Origin of the sequence: Rothia sp. (in: high G+C Gram-positive bacteria) (assembly GCF_030540545.1) — a bacterium.
Lineage (GTDB): Bacteria > Actinomycetota > Actinomycetes > Actinomycetales > Micrococcaceae > Rothia.
Genome location: NZ_JAUNVZ010000048.1, coordinates 232 through 1,342, shown reverse-complemented (window position 1 = coordinate 1,342; position 1,111 = coordinate 232). Strand labels below are relative to the sequence as shown.

General features: G+C 60.5%; 1 protein-coding gene. It reads right to left on the bottom strand.

Features of this window, described 5'->3' with window-relative positions; translation table 11 throughout:
• The coding region (locus Q4P78_RS08830) for a glycoside hydrolase N-terminal domain-containing protein (RefSeq protein ID WP_303340006.1) at positions 1-1,111 on the bottom strand (1,111 nt) is incomplete at both ends.

Below are 1,111 nucleotides of genomic sequence, written 5' to 3'. Positions count from 1 at the left end.
GTGTCGCGGGTGTAGGTGAAGTGCTGCCAAAGGTGCTGGCAGTACCAGGCATTGGCCACGGAGTACTTGCCTAGCTTATAGTTGCTCGACCCGCCAAAGATATTGCCAGCGGTGTTGACCACCCAGCCGTGCTGTGCGCCCAGGTCGCGGGCGTTCTGCTGCCAAGTGCCACCGGAGCGGGTGGCCTCGTTGCGGATGTACTCGAGGAAGGGCATGTGCAGCTCAGAGAGGTTGGTCGGCTCGACGGGCCAGTAGTTCATCTGCACATTGACGTTGGAGTGAATGTCGGATGCCCACACCGCGTCACTCTTGGGCGTGCCGTCCTTGCACCAGATGCCCTGAAGGTTGGAGGGCAGGCTGACGCCACGCGAAGAGGCGATGGCCAGGTAGCGCCCGTACTGGAAGATGAGGGCATCCACCATGGCTTGGGCTTCAGGTGTGGTGCGCTGAAGGAGCGTCGGGGTGACTACGCTGTTCCGAGCCTGGGGTAGGTAGAGCTTGACCCGATGAAAGAGTTGCTGATAATCGGCTACGTGATCTGCTCGCACGGCTTCGTACCCCTTGGCCTTGGTTGCGGTAAGGTGAGCTGCGAGTTGCTGTTCGAGGGCGGCGGCATCACCCGTCAGGTGGTTGGGCTGCAACGGGTCAAAGTCGGTGCCGCAGGTCAGGTAGAGCGTCATCTCGTGTGCTCCCTCAATGACGATTTCGCGGCCGTTGAGCGTGACCGTTCCGCCCTGTTGCTCCACGGAGAGTGCGGCGCGGAAGTGCATTCCATTGGCCACCTGGTCGGCAAAGCTAGCTCCTTCAGTAGTGTAGGTGGCGGTCTGTCCGCCCTGTCCGTTGATAAGCTGAAGGCCGACGTGGATGCCTTCAGCCCCGGTGGCGCGATAATGAATCGCAATCACCCCATCGGGATACGAAGCCAGGTACTCGCGGGTGTAGTGGGTAGTGCCGACGGTATAGTCTACCTGTCCGACAGCCTGGCTGAGGCTCAGGCGGCGCTGGTAGTCGGTGACGGACTTGGGGGCCTTATTAATAATGTATAGGTCGCCAAAGGTAAGGTACGAGCCCAGGTCTTTAGCTCCCTTGCTCCCCTTCCAGAGCGTCTTGT